This is a genomic window from Streptomyces dioscori (assembly GCF_003024195.1).
Taxonomy (GTDB): domain Bacteria; phylum Actinomycetota; class Actinomycetes; order Streptomycetales; family Streptomycetaceae; genus Streptomyces; species Streptomyces dioscori.
Genome location: NZ_KZ679051.1, coordinates 121,790 through 145,481, shown reverse-complemented (window position 1 = coordinate 145,481; position 23,692 = coordinate 121,790). Strand labels below are relative to the sequence as shown.

The following is a 23,692-nucleotide window of genomic DNA, read 5'->3' as shown; positions in this document are numbered from 1 at the left end:
CACAGTTCCGTATCGGCGGAACGCAGCGCACCACCGGGACGAGGAGCACAGCACAAGTGGAGATACCCCCGCCCGCCGGGCCACCGCAGCCGCCGCAGGGGCAGCCGGGGCAGCAGCCGCAGGGCCCGTACGGCGCATACCCGGGCCAGGGGCCGGCCCCGTACCCGGGCCAGGGGCCGTACCCGCCGCAGGGACCCGCCCCGTACGGGTACCAGCCCTGGGGGCACGGCTACTCCCCGTACAGCACCCCGGCGCCCTTCAACGGCCTCGCCATCTCCGCGCTGGTGCTCGGCATCCTCTGCTTCCTGCCGCTGGTCGGCCTGGTGCTCGGATTCGTCGCGCTGGGGCAGATCAGGCGGAAGGGCGAGCGCGGCAAGGGCATGGCGATCGCCGGAATCGTCCTGTCAGGACTCGGCACCGCGATCCTCGCGCTCGCGCTCGCCACCGGCGGTGCGGCCGGCTTCTGGGAGGGCTTCAAGGAGGGCGCGCGCGACGCGGGCGGCGGCGCCGTCTTCTCCCTGGAGAAGGGCCAGTGCTTCGACACGCAGGGCGGTTCCCTGGAGGGCGTGGCCTACGACGTCGACACGGTGTCCTGCGAGGGTGAGCACGACGGCGAGGTCTTCGCGAACTTCCCGCTGCCGGACGGCGGTTACCCCGGCGACGACGCCGTCACCGAAGCCGCCGACGACAAGTGCTACTCGCTCCAGTTCGCCTATGCGATGGACGCCTGGGCCGTCCCGGACGACGTCGACATCTACTACTTCACGCCCACGAGCGACAGTTGGACCTTCGGCGACCGCGAGATCAGCTGCGTCTTCGGCAACACGGACGAGAAGGCCACCCTGACCGGCTCCCTGCGCCAGGACGCGACGACCCTCGACGCCGACCAGGTCGCCTACCTGGAGGCGGCCGAGGTCCTGAACGAGGCGATGGACTCGGCGCCCGAGGAGGAGTACGTCGAGGACGACCTGCCCGGTCACAAGGCGTGGGCGACCCGGGTCTCGGGTGCCCTCACCGAGCAGGTCGGGCTGCTGCGCGGCCATCGGTGGCCCGCCGACGCCGAAAAGCCGGTGGCCACGCTCGTCGAGCACCTGGAGTCCGCGAAGGACGAGTGGGCCGACGCGGCGAAGACCTCCGACGTGGACACCTTCTACGAGCACTACGGCAAGGCACTGGACCTCACCGACGCGAAGAAGTCCGTCACGACCCGCAAGGCCCTGGGTCTTGAGTCGACCCCGCCGCCCGCGTACGAGGACGGCAGCGGTGAGGACGGCGGCAGCGGTGAGGACAGCGGGGCGGGCGACGGCGGCTCCGACGGTGGCGGCGCCGAGGTGTAGAGCGGGCCCTAGGGCCTGTCGTCAAATTCCCGCCTGCCGGGCGACGCCTGGCACGCTCCCCCAGCCTCCGGCCGGGGGGACCCCCACTCGCTGCACCGGGCGAAAGCCCTAGTACGTCCAGTACGAGGACTTCCGCCCGGCACTCCCCCAGCCTCCGGCCGGGGGGACCCCCAGAGCACGCACCAGACGCCGCCCGGCCCGCCCTCCGGGCGGACGCCGGGAATTTGACGACAGGCCCTAGCGGAAAGAAAGTGCCTGCGTAAAGCCCCCGAAGGCCCTACGTCATCACATCGAGTGATTCTCTGGCCTTTACTTGCCTGGTACAACCCACGGTTGCCACCCTGTTGCTGTCTGTACAACCTGAGGGAGTGGCCAGTGACATTCGGTGAGCAGCCGGCGTATCTGCGCGTCGCCGGCGATCTTCGCAAGAAGATCGTCGACGGATCGCTGCCACCGCACACCAGACTCCCGTCGCAGGCCAGAATCCGCGAGGAGTACGGGGTCTCGGACACGGTCGCTCTGGAGGCCCGCAAGGTGCTGATGGCCGAGGGGCTGGTCGAGGGCCGTTCCGGGTCCGGTACGTATGTGCGGGCGCGCCCGGTGCCCCGCCGAGTCGCCCGCTCCGGCTACCGGTCGGACAGCGCCTCGACCCCGTTCCGCCAGGAGCAGGCCGACCCGGCCGCGCGCGGTACGTGGGAGTCGCACAGCGCGCAGACGGAGGCGAGCGGCGCCGTCGCCGAGCGGCTCGGCATCGAGGCCGGCGAGCGGGTGATGTGCACGAAGTACGTCTTCCGGGACGCGGGCGAGGCGATGATGCTCTCCACTTCCTGGGAGCCCCTCGCCGTCACGGGCCGCACACCGGTGATGCTCCCCGAGGAGGGCCCCCTCGGCGGGATGGGGGTGGTCGAGCGCATGGCCGCCATCGACGTGGTCGTGGACAACGTCACGGAGGAGGTGGGCGCCCGGCCCGGTCTCGCCGAGGAGCTGTCCGCGCTGGGGGGCGTGCCGGGCCATGTCGTACTCGTCATCCAGCGCACGTACTACGCGTCGGGCCGGCCGGTGGAGACGGCGGACGTGGTCGTGCCGGCGGACCGGTACCGGATCGCGTACCACCTGCCGGTGAAGTGATCGCGTACGCGTGCCACCTGCCGGTGAAGTGACGGTGTGCGGTGGACCGCCGGTGCAATCCGGTCGTTCTCACCGGCTTCTCCGGGGTGGTGTCGGAGCCGGTCCCCACCCCGTCCGCGGGACCCGTCGGGGGTGGCGGGGGGTGTCGGAGGGCGTATCCCTGAGGATGCGCCCTCTCTGCGCTGGCCGGTTGCTTACGTCGTGCATACCTCTTTGTGAAAAGCCGTATTCGCTGCGTGAAGGTTAGGCGTAGGCTCCGGCATATGCGGATTGCGGTTTCCTTATGGAACGGGGTTGGGCGCGAACCGGGGGCGGGGAGTGGAGGGGCGCGATGAACGACGGCACGATCACACTTCCCTGGCTTGTCGTCCGGCAGGACGACAACGGCAATCGCTATCGCGTCGGCAGGTACGCGACCAGGGCCGAGGCCCAGAAGATCGCGGACAGTCTCGATGTCCGGGGACACAAGCAGCTGTACTGGGTCGAGCGGATCGCGCAGAACGGCGCGAGGTGACGGCTGTCGGCTGATCGGCGCCGGAGGGTGCGCGCGGTTCCCCTCCCGTAGGCTCCCGCGCATGACCGAACCGATCGTGGTGGTGGGGGCCGCCGTGCTGAGCGGCGGGCGTCTGCTCGCCGCGCGCCGCAGTGCGCCTGTGGAGTTGGCCGGGCGCTGGGAGCTTCCCGGGGGGAAGGTCGAACCTGGGGAGGGTCCCGAGCGGGCTCTCGTGCGGGAGCTCCGGGAGGAGCTGGGGGTTTCGGCGGAGGTGGTGGGGCGGGTGCCGGGGGAGTATGCCCTGCGGGCGCCGTACGTCCTGCGGGTGTGGACCGTGCGGCTGCTGCCGGGGTCGGCCGAGCCCCTGGCCCTTCAGGATCATGACGAGTTGCGGTGGCTGACGGTCGACGAGCTCTGGGACGTCGACTGGCTGGACCAGGACGTGCCGGCTGTCGCCGAGGTGGCGCGGGTGGTGTGGGGGGTTTCCTCGCCCCCGCCGCCCCTGCCCGTTCCCGTCCACGACTCGGGGGCGCTGCCCCCGAACCCCCGCTCCTCAAAAGCGGGAGGGGCTGTCGGATAGCCCGTCCGGCGTTCGAGGACGAGCGCGTAGCGCGATTTCGGGGGTAGGGGGTGGGAGCCCCCGGGTGGGAGCCGAGGCACGGAACACCTCACGTGTCGTACGTGCGACGCTCGTCCTCGCGGGGCGCGTGTGGAGAGTGGTGCGGGCTCGGAGTACGCCGTTCGTGGCACCGCACGCCCTCGCGCGCGGTACTACGCCCGGGATATCGGGTATGTGCCCATTAACCCCATGAAATCGGACATGGTCCGCCGTAGGCCTGGGAGTGAGCCGCGTGATTCACACCGAGGGCGATGTCGCCGAGTGGACCTTCCCCGCGGAGCCGGGCGCCGTCAGGACCGCCCGTGCCGTGGTCCGCGGCCAACTGCGCGCCTGGGGCCTGGAGTCCCTGAGCGATGTGACGGCGCTGCTGGTCAGCGAGCTGGTGACCAACTCTCTGCGGCACGCGACCGGCCCCATCGGCGTTCGTCTCGTACGCCCCTCGGGTCTTCTGGACGGCCTGCTCGTGGAGGTTTCCGATCCGCTGCCCGACCCGCCGCGTGAGCGCTCCGCCCAGCCCGACGACGAGACCGGCCGGGGACTCCGGCTGGTGGCCGACGCAGCGCGCCGCTGGGGCACCAGACCAGGCGAAACGGGCAAGACGGTGTGGTTCGAGCTGGCCCTCCCCGACTGATCGCCGGCCCTTCGGCACGGTCCGCGGGCGATCCGGCCCGTCTCGGGTACAGAGACGGAGCGAGTGGGTGGTTCGACGGGCTGCCACGTGGTTAGAAGACTGGGAGTGTTTGTCGCAGCCGGTCCTAAAAGCATCGGGACCGTGCTGTGATCGTGAACACCGTGTTGTGCGGCTCCGTAGTGCTGGATACTGCGGGCAGCCGCTTTCGGTGACCGGTGCCGGGCGCGGTGAGCTGGAGGGGACGGTTCGCGTGAGCGAGATACCAGCGAAGGCCACGGAGTCCGAGGATCCGTCGGGCGGCGCGATGGCTGATGCGACGACAGGCGATGACGCCACGCCCGCGGCGGGCAGGACGGTGGCCGGAGCGTTGGACGGCACGTCGGACGGAGCGCTCGGCGCGCCGTCGGACGGGGCGTCGGGCGACTCGTCCGGTGAGGTCGTGTGGCAGAGCAGTCCGCCCGGGTCGATCTACGACTACATCAAGGTCGCCTCCTTCTCTATCGGCCCCGACGGTCTCGTCGACCAGTGGAGCCTGCGCGCCGAGCAGCTCTTCGGCATCCCGACCGACCGCGCCGTGGGCATGGACCCCATCGAGGCCTTCGTGGCCGAGGACAGGCGCGACTTCGGCCAGCGGAAGATGGCCGAGGTCCTCGACGGCAGGGAGTGGACCGGTGTGGTCCCCTTCCGGCTGCCCGACCCCGGCGGCAGCGGCCGGATCATCGACGGGCTCGCCGAGGTGTACGTCATGCCGACGCGCACCGAGGAGGGCGAACGGGCCGCCGTGTGCATCGTCGTGGACGTACGCACGCTCCGCAGCATCGAAACCGACCTCGCCGCCTCGCAGGCCATATTCGGCCAATCTCCTTTCGGTTTCCTGCTGATCGACCCGGACCTGCGGATTCGCCGCGCCAATCAGCGGTTCGCCTCGACCTTCGGCGGCACCGTCGACGACCACCGCGGCCGGACGGTCAAGGACTATCTGTCGCCGGGCGAGACCGACCGTGTCTCGGCGATACTGCGCCGGGTCCTGGAGACGGGCGACTCCGTCACCGAGATGCTGGTCACGGGCACCGTCCCCGGTTCCACCGAGCGCCGCCACTGGTCCATCAACCTCTATCGCGTCCACGGGGGTTCGGGCCGTCCGATGGGGATCGCGTGGCTGGGTACCGACATCACCGCGCGCCGCGCCGCCGCCCGGGAGGCCGCGCAGGCCCGGCGCAATCTCGCCCTCCTGAACGAGGCGGGAGCGCGTATAGGGAACTCGCTCGACCTGGAGACCACGGCCCGCGAACTGCTCGACGTGGCCGTCCCCGGCTTCTGCGACCTGGCCTCCGTCGACCTCTACCAAGGTCTGCTCGCCGGTGACGAGACCCCGCCGGGCCTCGCCGACGGCAGCGCCGAACTGCGCCGGGTGGCCTATGCCAGCGCCGTGTCCGACGCGCCCTTCGTCGGCGGCCGCAAGCTCGTGAGTGTGGGCGCGGTCCACCGTTTCGCCTTCAACTCCGCCTGCGCGGATGCCCTGCGCACCGCCAAGCCGCAGTTCGTCGCCGCCGAGGAGGGCGAGCTGATCCAGTCCACGCTCGCGGTGCCGATGGTCGCCCACGACACGGTCGTCGGCATCGTCCAGTTCTCCCGGACGAAGGGCAGCGAACCGTTCGGGGAGCGCGACCGGGCGCTGGCCGTGGAGCTGGCCGCGCGGGCCGCCGTCTGCATGGACAACGCGCGCCTGTACCGCCGCGAGCACGAACGCGCCCTGATCCTCCAGCGCTCCCTGCTGCCCCCGGGCGACCCGGAGGCATCAGGCCTGGACATCGCCTGCCGCTACCTCCCGGGGAACGCGGCCACGGAGGTCGGCGGCGACTGGTTCGACGTCATCGAACTGCCCGGTCACCGCACGGCGTTGGTCGTCGGCGACGTCATGGGCCGCGGTCTGCGGGCGGCCGTCGCGATGGGCGAACTCCGCACGGCCGTACGCACCCTGGCGCTCCTCGACCTCGAACCGGCCGAAGTGCTCTCCGCGTTGGACGAGATCGCCCGTGGACTCGGCACACCGGGCGGCACCCAGCAATCTACGCGCGGTGCCCGCCAGTCCCGGGACGCCGACCTCTCCGAGGTGTACCTCGCCACCTGTGTGTACGCGGTCTACGACTCCGTCACCCGCCGCTGTACGTTCGCCAACGCCGGCCATCTCCCGCCGGTCCTGGTCGAGCCCGGCGAGAGCGCGCTCATGCTCGACGTACCCCCGGGCATGCCTCTCGGGGTCGGCGGCGAGCCGTTCGAGGAGGTGGAGGTCGAACTGCCCGAGGGAGCCCTCCTGGCGCTCTACACGGACGGTCTCGTCGAATCCCGCGACCACCCCCTGGATGAGGGCCTGCAGGCCTTCGTGGGCGCCCTCACGGACCCCTCGGCCCCGCTGGAGGACGTCTGCGACCACGTCCTGAGCACCCTCGACACCCATCACGGCGAGGACGACATCGCGCTGCTGATGGCACGTGTCCAGGGACTGCCCGCCGACTCGGTGGGCGACTGGACGCTGCCGCGCGAGCCCCGGAGCGTGGGCCGCGCCCGGGAGTTCGCCCGCAACCAGCTGGTCGGCTGGGACCTGGAGCCGCTCGTCGACACGGCCGAACTGCTCGTCAGCGAGCTGGTCACCAACGCCCTGCGCTACGGCGAGGGCGAGATCCGGCTGCGTCTCCTCCTCGACCGCACGCTGGTCTGCGAGGTCTGGGACGCCGGTCTCGTCCAGCCGCGCCGCCGCCGGGCCCGCGACACCGACGAGGGCGGCCGGGGACTGCAGCTGGTGGGGCTCCTCAGCGCCGCCTGGGGCTCGCGCCGCACCCCCCGGGGCAAGACGGTGTGGTTCGAACTGCCCCTGCCCAACGGCGGAACAGCCCTCGCGGACCCGGCGGAGGCCCTGCTGAGCCTGTTCTGACCCTCGCCCGCCACCGCCGTCGTCAGGGCCTCACCCGCCCGAGGAACGCCTGCCGATCTTCGACCCCAGCCAGACCAGCGGGTCGTACTTGCGGTCGACCGCGCGTTCCTTCAGGGGGATCAGCGCGTTGTCCGTGATCTTGATGCCCTCGGGGCAGACCTCCGTGCAGCACTTGGTGATGTTGCAGTAGCCGAGCCCGTGCTCGTCCTGGGCGGTCTTCTTGCGGTCCAGGCCGCTCTCGTCGGCCGCGTCCAGCGGATGCATGTCCAGCTCGGCCACCCGCATCAGGAAGCGCGGCCCGGCGAAGGCGGTCTTGTTCTCCTCGTGGTCGCGCACCACATGGCAGGTGTCCTGGCACAGGAAGCACTCGATGCACTTGCGGAACTCCTGCGACCGGTCCACGTCCTCCTGCGTCATCCGGTACTCACCGGCCGCCAGCTTGTCCGGCGGGACGAACGCGGGCACCTCGCGGGCCTTCGTGTAGTTGAAGCCGACGTCGGTGACGAGGTCGCGGATGACGGGGAAGGCCCGCAAGGGAGTGACGGTGATCGTCTCCTCCCGCGTGAACACCGACATCCGGGTCATGCACAGCAGCCGCGGCCGGCCGTTGATCTCCGCCGAACACGAACCGCACTTGCCCGCCTTGCAGTTCCAGCGCACGGCGAGGTCAGGGGCCTGGGTCGCCTGGAGCCGGTGGATGATGTCGAGGACCACCTCGCCGTCGTTCACCTCGACCCCGAAGTCCTTCAGGCCGCCGCCCCCGACGTCCCCGCGCCACACCTTGAAGCGGGCCTCATAGCTGCTCACTCGTAGAGCTCCTCTTCGGCGAGGTACTTGACCAGCTCTTCCTTCTCGAAGAGAGCGAGCAGGTCGGGTCGGATGGGTTCGGTGGTCTCCCGGACGAGGTCGATCTGGCCGTGCACCGGGTCCGTCGCCGCCAGGCCGCCGGTGGGATCGGTCAGTTGACACAGCAGGTTCACGCGCCGCCAGGCCCGGTCCATCGCCGGATGGTCCTCGCGGGTGTGGCCGCCGCGCGACTCGGTGCGCTCCAGCGCGGCCCGTGCCACGCACTCGCTGACGAGCAGCATGTTGCGCAGGTCGAGCGCGAGGTGCCAGCCCGGGTTGAACTGCCGGTGCCCCTCGACCCCGGCGCGCCGCGCCCGTACCCGCAGGTCCGCGAGTTTCTCCAGAGCCGCCTCCATCTCCGCCTCCCGGCGGATGATGCCGACGAGGTCGTTCATCGCCTGCTGGAGCTCCTGGTGCAGGGTGTACGGGTTCTCCGGCGGCCGGCCGTCCTCCTCGCCGGGCGCGGGCCCCTCGGCCGAGAAGGGCCGCAGTGCCTCGGCGGCGGCGGCGTCGACCTGGGCCTCGTCCACGAGGGGGCGCCCGCCGGTGGGGCCGGTGAGCCCGGCGGCGTGCTCCGCGGCGTGCAGTCCGGCCCGCCGGCCGAAGACCAGCAGGTCGGAGAGGGAGTTGCCGCCGAGCCGGTTGGAGCCGTGCATCCCGCCCGCGACCTCACCGGCCGCGAAAAGGCCCGGCACCCCGCGGGCCGCCGCGGTGTCCGACTCGACCGCGATGCCGCCCATCACGTAGTGGCAGGTCGGCCCGACCTCCATCGCCTCGGCGGTGATGTCGACGTCGGCGAGTTCCTTGAACTGGTGGTACATGGACGGCAGCCGGCGCCGGATCACCTCGGCGGGCATCCGGGTGGAGACGTCGAGGAAGACTCCGCCGTGCGGGGAGCCGCGGCCCGCCTTGACCTCGGAGTTGATGGCCCGTGCCACCTCGTCCCGGGGAAGCAGTTCGGGCGGGCGCCGGTTGTGGTCCGGGTCCTCGTACCAGCGGTCGCCCTCCTCCTCGGACTGGGCGTACTTCTCCTTGAAGACGTCCGGGATGTACTCGAACATGAACCGCTTGCCCTCGGAGTTCCTGAGCACCCCGCCGTCCCCGCGCACCGACTCCGTGACGAGGATGCCCTTCACGGACGGCGGCCAGACCATGCCCGTCGGGTGGAACTGCACGAACTCCATGTTCAGCAGCGGCGCCCCGGCGAGCAGCGCCAGCGCGTGCCCGTCGCCCGTGTACTCCCACGAGTTCGACGTCACCTTGAAGGACTTGCCGATGCCGCCGGTGGCGACCACGACCGAGGGCGCGTCGAGCACGAAGAACCGGCCCGACTCCCGCTGGTAGCAGAACGCCCCGGCGACCCTGCTGCCGTCCTTGAGGATCCGGGTGACGGTGCACTCCTGGTAGACCTTCAGACGCGACTCGTAGTCGCCGGTCTCCTTGAAGTCCTCCTGCTGGAGCGACACGATCTTCTGCTGGAGCGTGCGGATCAGCTCCAGGCCCGTACGGTCGCCGACGTGCGCGAGCCGCGGGTACTCGTGCCCGCCGAAGTTGCGCTGGGAGATGCGCCCGTCCGCCGTGCGGTCGAAGAGGGCGCCCCAGGTCTCCAGCTCCCACACGCGGTCGGGGGCCTCCTGGGCGTGCAGTTCGGCCATCCGCCACTGGTTGAGGAACTTGCCGCCGCGCAGGGTGTCGCGGAAGTGGACCTGCCAGTTGTCGCCGGAGTTGACGTTGCCCATGGCCGCCGCGATGCCGCCCTCGGCCATCACGGTGTGCGCCTTGCCGAACAGCGACTTGCAGATGACGGCCGTACGCGCGCCGCGTTCCCGCGCCGCGATCGCCGCGCGCAGGCCGGCTCCTCCGGCACCGACCACGACGACGTCCCACTCCTGCCGGTCGACCACGGACATCTGAAGCACCTTTTGTTTGTTAGAAGAAGGTCGGGTCGTCGAAGACGCCGGACGCGACCAGGTACACGTAGAAGTCGGCGAGCGCCACGCTCACCAGTGACGCCCAGGCGAGCTGCATGTGCCGGGCGTTGAGCCGGCCCACCAGCTGCCAGGCCCGGTAGCGCACGGGGTGCTTGGAGAAGTGCTTGAGCTTGCCGCCGACGATGTGCCGACAGGAGTGGCAGGAGGCGGTGTACGCCCAGATCAGCACGATGTTGACGAGGAACACGAGCGTTCCGAGCCCCATGTGGCCCCACTCGTAGTCCTCGTTCCGGAAGGCGAGGACCGTGTCGTACGTGAGGATCCCGGCGACCGGCACCGCCGCGTAGAAGAAGTAGCGGTGGATGTTCTGGAAGATCAGCGGGAAGCGCGTCTCACCGGAGTACTTCTTGTGCGGCTCGGCGACCGCGCAGGCCGGCGGCGAGGCCCAGAACCCCCGGTAGTAGGCCTTGCGGTAGTAGTAGCAGGTCAGCCGGAAGCCGAGCGGGAAGATCAGCACGAGCAGGGCGGGGGACAGACCCCACCAGCTGCCGAAGATCTCCCAGTTGGGCCCGTTCCTCATCGGTACGCAGTTCTCCGCCAGACAGGGCGAGTAGAACGGCGAGACGTACGGGGCGGCGTAGTAGTGGCTGTTCGAGAACGCCCGCCACGTCGAGTAGACGACGAAGGCCAGCAGCCCGGCCGCCGTCGCGGCGGGCGCCAGCCACCAGCGGTCGGTCCGCAGATGCGGGGCGGTGATCGCGGCGCGCGTACCGTTGCGTACGCCGCCGCTGTTCAGATGGGGTTCCGTACCAGTGGCCAAGGAGAGCTCCGGTCGGGGATCAGGGTGCGTGGCGGTCGCGGGCGCCGAGACCCTCGTCGTCGGAGTCCGTCCACAGGGTCGTGTCGTACGGGGTGTCGGGGATGGACACGAGGTCGGGGCGCTTCGGCCGGGCGATGCCGGGTGCGGCCTCGCGCAGCAGCGCCACGCTCTCGCGCAGGTGATCGGCGTCGGTGCGCACCCTGCGCATCTCCAGGCCGCCACCGTCCACCTGCTGTTCCAGGCGCTTCACGGACCTCACGAGGTCGTCGAGGCAGCGCTGGACTGACGTCAGTTCGTCGTGCACGGACATGACTTGCCCTCACTTCCGCGGACCCAGCGGCCCAAGGCGGCAACGTTCATGCGCCTGCGAGTGTCGCGCGTCACACCGGCTGGTGGGAAGGGACGTGCATGGATTGGGAAGATCCGGCAGAAGCCCTCCGGGGGCGCGCGGGCACCGAGCCCGCTCCGGCGTGCGGGCCCGGAGCGTTGCGCCGCACGGGTGGGCTTCCCCGGGCCGTCGCCGTGTCGCCACCCGGTGCCGGAACCTTTCCTCTTCAGTGGCCGCATAGATCTGATCAACTCCAAATACCGCCAAACGTGATCAGACCACCCGTGTTCACCCGTGGAGCGGCCCCCCGGAGGTACCAGTCATGTCCCACGACGGCGTCGGACTGCGCGCGGTGACGCGCTCGGTAGCGTTCCTCACGGCGGGCGTCCTCGCGGTGCCCGCTCTCGCCGGGTGCAGTGAGCAGGACGAGGCCGGCAAGCCCGCCGCCGGCCAGGACATCGCGGCCGCGAAGCGCGACCGGATCGCCGACGGCGGCACCCTGCACTGGGCCGTGGACACCGTCCCCGAGACCCTCAACACCTTCCAGGCGGACGCGGACGCCGCCACCTCCCGGGTCGCCGGCGCCGTACTGCCCTCCCTGTACCGGCTCGACGCGAACGGCCGCGCCCGGCGCAACCCCGACTACCTGGAGGGCGCGAAGATCGTCGAGCGCGAGCCCCGGCAGGTCGTGCTCTACAAGCTCAACCAGCAGGCCGTCTGGAGCGACGGCCGCGAGATCGGCGCCGCGGACTTCTCCGCCCAGTGGCGCGCCCTGTCCGGCAAGGACACCGCGTACTGGACGGCCCGCAACGCCGGCTACGACCGCATCGAGAAGATCGAACGCGGCAAGAACGACCTGGAGGTGCGGGTCACCTTCAAGAAGCCTTACGCGGACTGGCAGTCCCTCTTCTCACCGCTGTACCCGAAGGACGTTATGGGCACCCCGGACGCCTTCAACGACAGCGCCCGCCGCAGGCTGAAGGTCACCGCGGGCCCCTTCGCCGTCGACACGGTCGACCGCAAGTCGGGCGACATCACCCTCAAGCGCAACCCCCGCTGGTGGGGGCGGCCCGCCAAGCTCTCCGAGCTGGTCCTGCGGGCCGTGCCCCGGGAGAAGCGGGCCGCCGCGCTCGCCGGCGGCCGGCTCGACCTGGCCGAGATCGACGCGACCGAGGCCCACCGCATCACGTCCGCCGACCGGGAGGCGAAGAGCGGCAAGGGCGCGCCGCTCACCCATGGCCCCGGCGCCGCCCTCACCCCGGGCCGGGCGCTGCGCTCCTGGGCGATCGCGCACGGCTCCGACGAGGAGGCGGCCGACAAGGAGACCATGGCCCGCAAGAAGCGCGCCAAGGCCGTGGCGAAGTACACCGGCCAGCAGTCCGCCCTGCGTGGTTTCGTGGTCCGCAAGTCCCTCGAACCGGCCTTCACGCAGCTCGCGTTGAACGGCTCCCAGGGCCCGCTCGCCGACGAACGGGTCCGCAGGGCCGTGGCCCGCGCGCTCGACCGCAAGGAGCTGGCCAAGGCCGTCCTTGAGCCGCTCGGCCTGCCCGCGGAGCCGGTCGGCAGCCACCTCGCGCTCGCTGGACAGCACGCGTACGCCGACAACAGCGGAGCGCTCGGCGACCAGGACACCGGGGAGGCGCAGGCACTGCTCTCCGACGCCGGATGGGTGGCGGGCGGCCCCGTCAAGGAGGGGAAGCCCAAGAAGGGTGCGGGCGCCGAGGCATCGAAGGCGGCCAGAAGCAAGAAGGACCCCAAGGACCCCAAGGGCTCCAAGGGTGCCAAGGACTCGGACGACGCGGACGGCTCCGGGGACGACGGCATGTACATCGTCGGGGGTACGGACGACAAGCCCGCGGACGACGAGAGCCCCAGCGTGCTCGCGCCCAGGCAGCGGGGCGGGGCGGGCGGGACGGAGAAGCACCTCGCCCAGGACGGGAAGCAGCAGCTCAAGCCGGGCGGCGCCCCGGGGGCGTACGCGCCGAGGGGCACCCGCGCCCCGGGCCCCGAGGCCGTGGGACCGCTCGCCAGGAACGGCAAACCGCTGTCGCTGCGCTTCGTGCTCCCCTCGGGCCCCGGATCCCAGTCGCTGCGGGCGGTCGGGGACCGGATCGCCCGGATGCTGGACCGCGTCGGCATCCGCACGGAGATCTCCAAGGTCGCCGACGACAGCTATTTCAAGGATCACATCGCCTCGGGCCAGTACGACCTGGCGCTGTACTCCTGGCCCGCGTCCGCGTTCCCCGCGACCGACGCCCGCCCCATCTACGCCAAGCCGGTCCCGGCGGCGGACGGCTCCCTGAACGTCGAGCAGAACTTCACCAGGGTCGGCACCGACCAGGTGGACCAGCTCTTCGACCAGGCCGTCTCCGAACTGGACGCGGACGAGTCCCGCTCCCTGGTCCGCAAGGCGGACGCCCGCATCTGGGCCGCCGCGGCCTCGATCCCCCTCTACCAGCGCCCCCAGCTGACAGCATCACGTAACGGTCTGGCCAACGCAGGAGCCTTCGGTTTCCAGACCCCCCTCTACGAGGACATGGGCTTCCTCAAAAAGAGCTGAACCCGCAGGTGAAGGCGATTCCCCGGCCCCGTCAGGGGCGCGGGGAACTGCGCGATCGACCCCCACCGGCCCGCGCTGTGAGAGCCGACCGATCCAGCCCGCGAAGCCCCAGCGGCAGCGGCCACGTACCATGGGGGTAAGGCCGTGGCACGTTTCAGCCCGGCAGGGCCCCGCGAAGCGGATGGCCGTAACCTCACTCCGGGAGAAGCGCCTCAATATGGCCACGCGCCACGACATCCGCAACGTCGCCATCGTCGCCCACGTCGACCACGGCAAGACCACCCTGGTCGACGCCATGCTCAAGCAGGCCGGTGCCTTCGCCGCGCACGCCGCCGAGTCGCTCGACGACCGCATGATGGACTCGAACGACCTGGAACGTGAGAAGGGCATCACGATCCTGGCCAAGAACACGGCGGTGAAGTACCACCCGAAGGATGGCGGCGACGTCATCACCATCAACATCATCGACACCCCCGGCCACGCCGACTTCGGTGGTGAGGTCGAGCGCGGTCTGTCGATGGTGGACGCGGTCGTCCTCCTGGTCGACGCCTCCGAGGGCCCGCTGCCCCAGACCCGCTTCGTGCTGCGCAAGGCGCTGCAGGCCCGCCTGCCCGTCATCCTGTGCATCAACAAGACGGACCGCCCCGACTCGCGTATCGACGAGGTCGTGAACGAGGCGTACGACCTCTTCCTCGACCTGGACGCCGACGAGGAGCAGATCGAGTTCCCGATCGTCTACGCGTGCGCCCGTGACGGTGTCGCGTCGCTGACCAAGCCGGAGAACGGCACGGTCCCGGCCGACAGCGACAGCCTGGAGCCCTTCTTCTCCACGATCCTGTCGCACGTCCCGGCCCCGTCCTACGACGAGGACGCCCCCCTCCAGGCGCACGTCACCAACCTGGACGCGGACAACTTCCTCGGCCGTATCGCGCTGCTGCGTGTCGAGCAGGGCGAGCTGCGCAAGGGCCAGACGGTCACGTGGATCAAGCGTGACGGCACCATGTCGAACGTCCGCATCACCGAGCTGCTGATGACCGAGGCGCTCACCCGCAAGCCCGCCGAGAAGGCGGGCCCCGGTGACATCTGTGCCGTCGCCGGTATCCCGGACATCATGATCGGCGAGACCCTCGCCGACCCCGAGAACCCGATCGCGCTGCCGCTCATCACGGTGGACGAGCCGGCCATCTCGATGACCATCGGTACGAACACCTCCCCGATGGTCGGCCGCGGCGCGACCGGCAAGGGCGCGGACAACAAGGCCGTGGTCAAGGACCGCAAGGTCACGGCCCGGCAGGTCAAGGACCGCCTGGACCGCGAGCTGATCGGTAACGTCTCGCTGCGCGTCCTCGACACCGAGCGCCCCGACGCCTGGGAGGTGCAGGGCCGCGGTGAGCTGGCGCTGGCCATCCTGGTCGAGCAGATGCGCCGTGAGGGCTTCGAGCTGACCATCGGCAAGCCGCAGGTGGTCACGCAGGTCATCGACGGCAAGGTGCACGAGCCGGTCGAGCGCATGACGATCGACGTGCCCGAGGAGCACATGGGCGCGGTCACGCAGCTCATGGGCGTCCGCAAGGGCCGCATGGACAACATGTCGAACCACGGCTCGGGCTGGGTCCGGCTGGAGTTCGTCGTGCCGTCCCGCGGCCTCATCGGCTTCCGTACGGAGTTCCTGACCGGGACGCGTGGCACGGGCATCGCCCACTCGATCCACGAGGGCCACGAGCCGTGGTTCGGTGTGCTGACGACCCGTAACAACGGCTCGCTGGTCGCCGACCGCTCCGGCGCCGTCACCGCGTTCGCGATGACGAACCTCCAGGAGCGCGGTGTGCTGTTCACCGAGCCCGGCACCGAGGTGTACGAGGGCATGATCGTCGGTGAGAACTCGCGCGCCGACGACATGGACGTGAACATCACCAAGGAGAAGAAGCTCACCAACATGCGGTCGGCCGCGGCCGACTCCTTCGAGGCGATCGTCCCGCCGCGCAAGCTCTCGCTGGAGCAGTCGCTGGAGTTCTGCCGCGACGACGAGTGCGTCGAGGTGACCCCGGAGGCCGTGCGCATCCGTAAGGTCAACCTGGACGCCCGTGAGCGCGGTCGCGCCGCGAGCCGCGCCAAGCACGGCTGACCCCGCGTCGTCGTAGCCCGGTTCCCCGCACAGCGGGGAGCCGGGCCTTCGGCGTACCCGGATGCACCCGTGTCCGCATGCCGAAAAAACGGCTCAGTTCGGACAACGGCGTAAAGGATGCGGCGGCGTTCGCATATCGGTCAATGCCCAATCAAGTTTCGGACACGTAAACGAAATTTTCGCAGTAGATGACCGATTCGCCGGAATCTCGTCTCACCTGTCAAGCGCGCGCAGGTGTCATTCTCTGCAATTTTTGCTCAAAATTTCGACGGTAGGGAGATCCCTATGTCTTCCGCCCTTGACGCGCGTTGACCCACTTGGTGAAAGTTCCCTGAAACCACAGAACCTGCCGGTATCTGTGCTGCGCTCAACTCTCCATCCCCCGGGGGAAGAACAAAGATGACCAGTCCAACCAAGGCCGAGGGCTCCGGGCCGTCGGCGGCCTTGGACCCCGAGCTCGCGTCGAACGCCGAGCCCGCCGAGGCCGAGCAGCTCGAAGGCCGTTCCCCCGGGCAGTTGATGTGGCATCGCTTCAAGCGAGACCGTACCGGAGTCATCTCCGCGTGCGTGGTGATTTTTTTCTTCGCGGTCGCCGCCCTCGCCCCGGTCATCTCGTCCCTGTACGGCAAGGACCCGTACACGCTGTACGCGCAGGAGCCCGACTACCCCTTCCTGCTCGACGACTTCGCCATGCCGACCGGTTCCTTCGGGGGCATGTCCTCCGACTTCTGGTTCGGCGTCGAGCCCAAGCTGGGCCGCGACGTCTTCACCATGCTGCTGTACGGCATGCGCACCTCGCTCTACATGGCCGTGCTCGTCACGGTGTTCAGCGTGGTCACGGGTGTCGTCCTCGGCATGGTCAGCGGCTACTTCGGCGGCAAGGTCGACTACTGGCTGGGCCGGATCACCGACTTCTTCCTGGCCTTCCCGCAGCAGCTGTTCTTCATCGCCTTCATGCCGGTGGTCACCGCGATGTTCGTCTCCCCGACGGACGAGACCCCCACCTATCTGCGTGCGGTGGCGATCATCCTGGTGATGTGGTTCCTCGGCTGGATGGGCATGGCCCGTCTGGTGCGCAGCTCCGTACTCTCCCTGCGGGAGCGGGAGTTCGTGGAGGCGGCGAAGGTCTCGGGGGCCTCTCCGGCGCGTATCGTGCGCAAGGAGATCCTGCCGAACATCGTCACGCCGATCCTGGTGCAGGGCACGTACATGCTGCCCAGCGCGATCCTCTCGATCGCGTTCCTCAGCTACGTGGGTGTGGGCTTCGTCGAGCCGACACCGGACTGGGGCCGGATGTTCGCCATCGGCTCCGAGATCTACGAGCAGGACCCGATGTTCATGTTCTTCCCGGGCATCGCGATGGTGGTCTTCGTGCTCGCCTTCAATCTTCTCGGCGACTCCGTCCGGGACGCATTCGACCCCAAGACCGGACGCTAAACGTCCATTGGTGGTGGGGGGGCTGCCACCCCCGTTCCGGCTCGTCCGGACCGTCAGGCAGCACTCGTGGACAACTATCGACAGGTAGGTCATCGGCATCATGAACCCGATAAGAATGCGCACCGTCCGCGCCATAACCGTCGCGATCGCGGCGGGGTCGCTGGCACTGACCGGCTGCAGCGACAGCAGCAAGGACAGCGGCAAGGACGACTCCAAGTCCAAGGAGGACGCCAAGGCGCAGTCGAAGCCTGTTGCCTACGGTGACGCCCAGGCGTCGACCGGTCCGGCCGAGGCGGTGACCGGGGCCAAGACCGGTGGCACGATCAACGTCTACCAGCAGTCCGACCTGTCCCACATGGACCCGGGCCAGATCTACGTCAGTGACGCCGGCCAGTTCGCCAACCTGATCCACCGCGGTCTGACGAACTTCCAGGAGGACGACAAGGGCAACCTGACCGTCGTCGGTGACGTCGCCACCGACTCCGGCAAGTCGTCCGAGGGCGGCAAGACCTGGACGTACACGCTGAAGGACGACGTCAAGGACGAGGACGGCAACGTCATCACGTCCAAGGACATCCGGCACACCATCGAGCGGCAGTACTCGAAGGTGATCTTCGACGGTCCGACGTACGTCCAGACCTGGCTCTCGGGCTCCGACTACCGCAAGGCGCTGCCGGACGGCCCGTACAAGGGCAAGCACCTGCCGGACTCGGTTCTTGAGACGCCGGACGACAAAACGGTCGTCTTCCACTTCAAGACCGCCCAGCCGGACCTCCCGCAGGCCCTGGCCATGGCCGGTTACGCCATCGTGCCCGAGAAGCAGGACACGAAGGAGAAGTACGACAAGGCCCCCGCCTCCCTCGGCCCGTACAAGATCGCCGAGTACAAGGCCGGCAAGTCCCTCAAGCTCGTCAAGAACGACCAGTGGGACGAGAAGACGGACTCGGTGCGCCACCAGTACGTCGACGGCTACACCTTCACCAACACCATCGACCAGGCCAGCCAGACCAAGCGTCTGATCGCCGACCGGGGCGAGGCCAAGAACGCCATCCAGTTCACCGACTCGGTGGACCCGGCGCAGCTCTCGACGGTCATCGGCGACGCCGACGCGAAGAAGCGCACCATCCAGGGCTACCAGGTCTACGTCTGGGCCCTGAGCTTCAACCTCGACAGCGCCAAGATGAAGGACAAGAAGATCCGGGACGCGATCACCTACGCGATCCCGAACCAGTCCATGGTGCAGGCGGACGGCGGCCGGTACGGCGGTGAGGTCGCGGGTGGTCTGCTCGCCCCGACCCTGCCCGGCTTCGACCCGAAGTACGACCCGTTCGGCAAGCTGAAGAAGCCCAACGGTGACCCGGCGAAGGCCAAGGCGCTGCTGAAGGAAGCGGGCTTCAAGGAGGGCACCAAGCTCAGCTACGCCTACTCCAACACCCCGCGCGGCCAGGCCCAGATGCTCATCATCAAGGACGCGCTGAACAAGCTCGGCTTCAATGTCCAGGCCAAGGAGATCGACCGCGCGACGTTCTACGAGCAGGTCGGCAAGCTCAAGAACCCGTACGACCTGTACATGACCGGCTGGGGCCAGGACTGGCCGTCGCCGTCCACCGTCATCACGCCCGTCTACGACGGTGACCTGGTCGCCGACGGCGCGCCGAACTACTCGCACATCGACGACCCGAAGGTCAACGACCTCATCAAGAAGGCCGTGACCGAGGAGCCCGAGCAGGCCGCCAAGACCTGGGAAGAGGCCCACCACGCCATCGTGGAGGACACCAACCCCAGCGCCCCGGTCTACTACTCGAAGCAGATGCAGCTCTACGGTTCGAACATCGGTGGCGCCCGCTTCAGCACGGAGTCGAGCTACATCGACATCAACGACCTGTTCCTGAAGCAGCCGTAACACCCATGCTCGGCTGATCCGCGGGGGTGTGCGCCAGGCGGAGCGCACCCCCGCGGTCGGTATCCCCCTCCTGCCGCCGCGTTTCGAAGAGAGCACCCACCCGCCATGCTTCAGTTCCTCATCCGCAGGCTGAGCGGCGCCGTCGTGATCATGTTCCTGATCGGCGCCTTCACGTTCTTCCTGTTCTATACGATCCCCCAGGACTTCGCGCAGCTGTCCTGCGGCAAGAACTGCTCCCCCGAGAACATCGCGGTCATCCGCGAGAACCTCGGCCTGGACAAGCCCATCACCACCCAGTTCTGGGAATTCATGATGGGCATCGTGTCCGGCCGGGACTTCCCGCAGGGACACTGCGCCGCCCCGTGCCTGGGTGTCTCGTTCGACAGCGGCCAGTTCGTGTGGGACTCCATCGTGGACCGTTTCCCGCTGACGCTCTCGCTGACCATCGGCGGCCTGGTGATCTTCCTGCTGTTCGGCCTCGGTACGGGTCTGATGGCGGCCTGGAAGCGCGGTACCGCCCTCGACAAGGTGGTCAGCGGCTCCTCGATGGTGCTCAGCTCGTTCCAGATCTACTTCCTGGGCCCCATCGTCCTCAGCCTCCTCGTTTTCAACACCGGCTGGCTGGAGAGCCCCAAGTACGTGCCGATCACGGACAGCCCGGGTCAGTGGTTCATGGGCATGCTGATCCCGTGGGCCGTGATGGCCACCATCTTCACCGCCCAGTACACGCGTATGGCACGCTCGACGATGATCGAGCAGCTCCAGGAGGAGCACGTCAGAACCGCGCGAGCCAAGGGCATGCGGCAGCGTTACGTCTTCTTCCGCTACGCCTGGCGCGGTTCGCTCATACCGATCGTCACCATCATCGGCATGGACCTCAGCGCGCTCCTGTCCGGCGCGGTGGTCACGGAGTTCACCTTCGACCTCGCCGGTATCGGACGTCTCGCGGTCGAGGGCTCCCTGTCCAAGGACCTGCCGCTGACGATGGGCGTCATGCTGTTCGGGGCCTTCTTCATCCTGATCCTGAACATCATCGTGGACCTCGCCTACGCCTACATCGACCCGCGCGTGCGCCTCGCCTAGGAGAAATACCGTGACCACACTGACCAAGACCGAAGGCGAGAGGGCCCCGAGCGGGCCGGAGGCCTTCCTCTCGGTCCGCGACCTGCGGGTGCGGTTCTCCACAGAGGACGGCATCGTGAAGGCCGTCGACGGGCTCTCCTTCGACGTCGAGCGCGGCAAGACGCTCGGCATCGTGGGGGAGTCGGGATCGGGCAAGTCCGTCACCAACCTGACCGTCCTCGGACTGCACAACCCCAAGACCGCCACCGTCGAGGGCGAGATCGTCCTCGACGGCAAGGAACTGGTCACCGCGACCGAGAAGGAGATGGAGAAGCTTCGCGGCAACAAGGTCGCGATGATCTTCCAGGACCCGCTGACCGCGCTCTCGCCGTACTACACGGTGGGCCGGCAGATCGCGGAGCCCTTCATGAAGCACACCGGCGCCTCCAAGAAGGAGGCGAAGCTGCGCGCCATCGAGATGCTCGACAAGGTCGGCATCCCGCAGCCCGCGATGCGCTTCGAGGACTACCCGCACCAGTTCTCCGGCGGTATGCGCCAGCGCGCGATGATCGCGATGTCGCTGATCTGCAACCCGGACCTGCTCATCGCGGACGAGCCGACCACGGCCCTGGACGTGACGGTGCAGGCCCAGATCCTGGACCTGCTCAAGGACCTCCAGCAGGAGTTCGGCTCGGCGATCATCTTCATCACCCACGACCTCGGCGTCATCTCCAAGATGGCCGACGACCTGCTGGTGATGTACTCGGGCCGGGCCGTCGAACGCGGCAGCGTCCGCGAGGTACTGCGCGCCCCTCAGCACCCGTACACCTGGGGTCTGCTGAGCTCCATGCCGCGACTCGGCGGTGACACGGCGCAGGCGCTCACCCCCATCCCGGGGTCCCCGCCCAGCCTGCTGAACCCGCCGTCGGGCTGCCCGTTCCACCCCCGGTGCGGCTTCACCTCCGAGGTCTCCGGCAACCGCTGCTCCGGCGAGCGGCCGGAGCTGCCCGCGGGCCGCGGCGCCGCCTGTCACCTGGACGACGCGCAGAAGTCGACCTTTTTCATCGAGCAGATCAAGCCCCGGCTGGGCTAGGGAGAACGACTCATGAGCGACAAACTCACCCTGCCGAAGCCGCAGGGCCCGGTGGACGGAGCGGCCGAGACGCTGCTCTCCGTCGAGGGCCTGACGAAGCACTTCCCGATCTACGGCGGCTTCCCGATCAAGCGCAAGGTCGGAGCCGTGCAGGCTGTCGACGGGGTCGACCTGACGGTCGGGGTCGGCGAGAGCGTCGGCCTGGTCGGCGAGTCCGGCTGCGGCAAGTCGACGACCGGCCGGCTCATCACCCGGCTCCTGGAGCCGACGGCCGGCAAGGTCACGTACGCGGGCCAGGACATCACGCACGCCTCGCGCCGGCAGATGGCGCCCGTACGGTCCGAGATCCAGATGATCTTCCAGGACCCGTACTCCTCGCTGAACCCTCGGCAAACCGTCGGCACCATCATCAAGTCGCCGATGGAGGTCAACGGGATCAACCCCAAGGGCGGCGTCGAGAACCGCGTCCGTGAGCTGCTGGAGCTGGTCGGGCTCAACCCCGAGCACTACAACCGCTTCCCGCACGAGTTCTCCGGCGGTCAGCGCCAGCGCATCGGCGTGGCCCGCGCGCTCTCCCTGAACCCGAAGCTGATCGTCGCGGACGAGCCGGTCTCCGCGCTGGACGTGTCGATCCAGGCACAGGTCGTCAACCTGCTCCAGAAGGTCCAGGAAGAGATGGGCATCGCCTTCCTCTTCATCGCCCACGACCTGGCGATCGTCCGGCACTTCTCGCAGCGCCTCGCGGTGATGTACCTGGGCAAGGTGGTCGAGGTCGGCGACCGCGACTCCATCTACAACCGGCCCCGTCACCCGTACACGCACGCCCTGCTGTCGGCCGTCCCCGAGGTCGCCCTCGACGACGAGACCGAGGACCGGGAGCGGATCCGGCTCTCCGGTGACGTCCCCTCGCCGATCCACCCGCCGTCCGGCTGCCGCTTCCGTACGCGCTGCTGGAAGGCGCAGGACAAGTGCGCGACGAGCGAGCCGCCGCTCGTGCAGATCTCCGGCAACCGTGAGAACCATCTGACGGCCTGCCACTTCCCGGAGGACCCGACGACGGAGGCCCGCGACGCGGACATCGTGCTGGACCCGGCGCTGGCGGCGCTGGAGAAGGAAGGGGAGTAGGTACTCGGGGGGCGCTGCCCCCGGGCCCCCGGTCCTCAGGCGCCGGACGGGCTGAAGATTTCGCGGACGCGCCGCGATTCTTCAGCCCGTCCGGCGTTTGAGGACAAAGCGGTTCAGGCCGACCACGAACCGCCGGGTTCGTTCTGCCAGCGGTGAAACACCCCTCCCGTGTCGTCGACGCCGAAGACGGCCATCCCCGAGCCGTGGTCCACGACGGACGGAACCCCGGTGCTGACGCGCGGCGCGGGCAGCGCGGGCGTACCCGCGGCCTCCCGCGCCTCGTCGAGGAGAGCGCGGGCCTTCGCCTCGACCTGGTCGTACCGCTCCGGGAAGGCCGAGCGCTGCACCTTCTGGGCCGTCTGCCCCGCGGTGAGCTGCGGCGACTGCTCCTCGACCCGTACCGCGCGCACGAAGAACTGCCGGGCCGCGTACGGTACGTGCCGGATCTGCTCCGGGGTTCCCCAGCCCTGACTGGGGCGTTGCTGGAAGACGCCGAGGGAGTCGCGGTCGCCGCAGTCGAGGTTGTTCATGTGGGACTCGACCCAGCCGGCCTCGAAACCGGCGAGCATCACCTTGTCCGAGACCTGCAGTTCGACGCCGACGAGGTAGACGGCCTCGGTCACTTCGCGATCGTGGTGGGGCGGGATGTGGCAGGCCATCCTGGGGCTCCTGATCCTTGGGCGGACGGTTACGGGATGGGGCGGGCGACCGCCGGGGCCTGGTCCTGGACCGGGGTACGCGGAGCCGCGAGTACGCCGGCGGCCGCGGCCGCGGGCGCGTCGGGATCGGCGGCGAGGCTGCCCTCCATGTCGACCCAGGTGTCGTTCCACGCGTGGCCGTGCTCGGGGCCGCGCTGCCAGGTGTGGGTGACCCGGCCCCGCGGGTCCCGTCCGAAGACGGAGAGATCACCGCTGGGGTTGAGGACCACGGCCGGGTCGGTGGTGAGGTGTCCGCCGAGGGGGCTCCAGTCGGACCAGGGGCCGCCGGTGCCGGTCTGCCAGCGGTGGTGGAGGGCGTGGTCGGTGCCGCGGGTGAAGAGGACCATGCCTCCGTCGCGGCCGACGAGGACGGTGGGTCGGCCCTGTGCGGCGCCGCCCATGTCGACCCAGGTGTCGTTCCACGCGTGGCCGTGCTCGGCGCCGTGCTGCCAGGTGTGGGTGATACGCCCTTCGGGGTCGCGGGCGAACACCGACAACGCGCGGTTGGGGCTCAGGACGACGGCCGGATCGGACGCGATCTGTCCGCCGAGAGGGCTCCAGTCGGACCAGGGGCCGCCGGTGCCGGTCTGCCAGCGGTGGTGGAGGGCGTGGTCGGTGCCGCGG

19 protein-coding genes are annotated in these 23,692 nt (G+C 69.4%); 13 read left to right on the top strand and 6 right to left on the bottom strand.

The annotated features are described in order from the left end of the window. Positions 1-56 precede the first annotated feature (56 nt). The 6 genes from C6Y14_RS31250 (at position 57) to C6Y14_RS31225 (ending at position 7,140) form a co-directional block, all read left to right on the top strand. Positions 57-1,337, top strand: a complete 1,281-nt coding sequence (locus tag C6Y14_RS31250; protein ID WP_225891367.1) for a DUF4190 domain-containing protein — start codon at positions 57-59, stop codon at positions 1,335-1,337. 375 nt (positions 1,338-1,712) lie between these two features. Continuing rightward, positions 1,713-2,465: a GntR family transcriptional regulator gene (locus C6Y14_RS31245; protein ID WP_107020225.1), complete on the top strand. Its 753-nt coding sequence runs from the start codon at positions 1,713-1,715 to the stop codon at positions 2,463-2,465. 331 nt (positions 2,466-2,796) lie between these two features. Then, positions 2,797-2,979, top strand: coding sequence for an SPOR domain-containing protein (locus C6Y14_RS31240; RefSeq protein WP_107020224.1), 183 nt, complete (start codon positions 2,797-2,799; stop codon positions 2,977-2,979). Between the two features lie 61 nt (positions 2,980-3,040). Beyond that, positions 3,041-3,538 (top strand): (deoxy)nucleoside triphosphate pyrophosphohydrolase, encoded by a 498-nt coding sequence (locus C6Y14_RS31235; RefSeq protein WP_107020223.1) that lies wholly within the window; start codon positions 3,041-3,043, stop codon positions 3,536-3,538. Positions 3,539-3,800: 262 nt separating this feature from the next. Then, positions 3,801-4,208: an ATP-binding protein gene (locus tag C6Y14_RS31230; RefSeq protein ID WP_107020222.1), complete on the top strand. Its 408-nt coding sequence runs from the start codon at positions 3,801-3,803 to the stop codon at positions 4,206-4,208. Between the two features lie 250 nt (positions 4,209-4,458). Further along, on the top strand, positions 4,459-7,140 hold the full coding sequence (locus C6Y14_RS31225; RefSeq protein ID WP_107020221.1) for a SpoIIE family protein phosphatase: 2,682 nt from the start codon (positions 4,459-4,461) through the stop codon (positions 7,138-7,140). 30 nt (positions 7,141-7,170) lie between these two features. Here C6Y14_RS31225 and C6Y14_RS31220 read toward each other — a convergent pair whose 3' ends face one another. The 4 genes from C6Y14_RS31220 to C6Y14_RS31205 are packed head-to-tail and all read right to left on the bottom strand — an operon-like array spanning position 7,171 to position 11,047. Next, a complete protein-coding gene (locus tag C6Y14_RS31220) occupies positions 7,171-7,947 on the bottom strand; it encodes a succinate dehydrogenase/fumarate reductase iron-sulfur subunit (protein ID WP_107020220.1) in 777 nt (258 codons plus the stop codon). Beyond that, positions 7,944-9,896: a fumarate reductase/succinate dehydrogenase flavoprotein subunit gene (locus C6Y14_RS31215; protein WP_107020219.1), complete on the bottom strand. Its 1,953-nt coding sequence runs from the start codon at positions 9,894-9,896 to the stop codon at positions 7,944-7,946. The genes C6Y14_RS31220 and C6Y14_RS31215 overlap by 4 nt, the downstream gene beginning before the upstream one ends. Positions 9,897-9,915: 19 nt before the next feature. Next, a complete protein-coding gene (locus C6Y14_RS31210) occupies positions 9,916-10,737 on the bottom strand; it encodes a hypothetical protein (protein ID WP_107020218.1) in 822 nt (273 codons plus the stop codon). Between the two features lie 19 nt (positions 10,738-10,756). Continuing rightward, positions 10,757-11,047, bottom strand: a complete 291-nt coding sequence (locus C6Y14_RS31205; RefSeq protein WP_107020217.1) for a hypothetical protein — start codon at positions 11,045-11,047, stop codon at positions 10,757-10,759. 340 nt (positions 11,048-11,387) lie between these two features. Between C6Y14_RS31205 and C6Y14_RS31200 the strand changes: the two genes are divergently transcribed. The 7 genes from C6Y14_RS31200 to C6Y14_RS31170 all read left to right on the top strand — a co-directional run bounded on the left by C6Y14_RS31200 (position 11,388) and on the right by C6Y14_RS31170 (position 22,370). Continuing rightward, the gene (locus tag C6Y14_RS31200) at positions 11,388-13,625 is read left to right on the top strand and encodes an ABC transporter family substrate-binding protein (RefSeq protein ID WP_107020216.1); all 2,238 of its coding nucleotides are present in this window, start codon (positions 11,388-11,390) and stop codon (positions 13,623-13,625) included. Between the two features lie 217 nt (positions 13,626-13,842). Further along, on the top strand, positions 13,843-15,750 hold the full coding sequence (gene typA, locus C6Y14_RS31195; RefSeq protein WP_107020215.1) for a translational GTPase TypA: 1,908 nt from the start codon (positions 13,843-13,845) through the stop codon (positions 15,748-15,750). Positions 15,751-16,149: 399 nt separating this feature from the next. After that, entirely contained in the window at positions 16,150-17,187 is a 1,038-nt protein-coding gene (locus C6Y14_RS31190) for an ABC transporter permease (RefSeq protein ID WP_107020214.1), read from the top strand. 100 nt (positions 17,188-17,287) lie between these two features. Beyond that, positions 17,288-19,090 carry an ABC transporter substrate-binding protein gene (locus C6Y14_RS31185; RefSeq protein WP_107020213.1) on the top strand — a complete coding sequence of 601 codons (1,803 nt, stop codon included), beginning with the start codon at positions 17,288-17,290 and terminating at the stop codon, positions 19,088-19,090. A 105-nt stretch (positions 19,091-19,195) separates the two neighbouring features. Further along, entirely contained in the window at positions 19,196-20,173 is a 978-nt protein-coding gene (locus C6Y14_RS31180; protein WP_107020212.1) for an ABC transporter permease, read from the top strand. A gap of 10 nt (positions 20,174-20,183) precedes the next feature. Continuing rightward, entirely contained in the window at positions 20,184-21,245 is a 1,062-nt protein-coding gene (locus C6Y14_RS31175) for an ABC transporter ATP-binding protein (protein WP_107020211.1), read from the top strand. Positions 21,246-21,257: 12 nt separating this feature from the next. Continuing rightward, the gene (locus C6Y14_RS31170; RefSeq protein ID WP_107020210.1) at positions 21,258-22,370 is read left to right on the top strand and encodes an ABC transporter ATP-binding protein; all 1,113 of its coding nucleotides are present in this window, start codon (positions 21,258-21,260) and stop codon (positions 22,368-22,370) included. A 113-nt stretch (positions 22,371-22,483) separates the two neighbouring features. Here C6Y14_RS31170 and C6Y14_RS31165 read toward each other — a convergent pair whose 3' ends face one another. Both C6Y14_RS31165 and C6Y14_RS31160 read right to left on the bottom strand, forming a co-directional pair. Next, the gene (locus tag C6Y14_RS31165) at positions 22,484-22,993 is read right to left on the bottom strand and encodes a hypothetical protein (RefSeq protein ID WP_159074341.1); all 510 of its coding nucleotides are present in this window, start codon (positions 22,991-22,993) and stop codon (positions 22,484-22,486) included. A gap of 65 nt (positions 22,994-23,058) precedes the next feature. Next, on the bottom strand, positions 23,059-23,692 hold a 634-nt coding region (locus C6Y14_RS31160; RefSeq protein WP_199854928.1), incomplete at its 5' end, for a hypothetical protein.